The sequence below is a fragment of the Serratia sp. CoH_134_PS_4 genome (assembly GCF_058190535.1).
This window is the reverse complement of sequence record NZ_JBXWKI010000052.1, coordinates 1-317: the sequence shown is the minus strand read 5'-3', so window position 1 is coordinate 317 and position 317 is coordinate 1. Positions and strand designations below refer to the sequence as shown.

Sequence of the window (317 nt, the reverse complement as noted above, 5' to 3'; positions counted from 1 at the left end):
ATAGCGCCGTTCAGGCCCACGTACTTGTACCAGTAATCCGCAATACCCGCTTCTACCGCCACGCGCGCAGTCACTGCGGCCGGCAGCACGGATTCACGGTACGCCGCGTCCTGCTTGTCGAACGCGTCGGTGGACGGCATGGATACCACGCGCACCTTACGGCCCGCTGCGGTCAGCTGGTCTGCCGCGTCTACGGTGATGCCCACTTCCGAACCGGTGGCAATCAGGATGACGTCCGGGGTACCGGCGCAGTCCTTCAGCACATAGCCGCCGCGGTATACGTTGGCCAGTTGCTCCGCGGTACGTGGCTGCTGGGT

General features: G+C 64.7%; 1 protein-coding gene. It reads right to left on the bottom strand.

Translation table 11 applies throughout. The annotated features are described in order from the left end of the window. A partial coding sequence (locus AC2FCQ_RS24685; protein WP_490309175.1) for a transketolase-like TK C-terminal-containing protein occupies window positions 1-317 on the bottom strand: 317 nt, incomplete at both ends.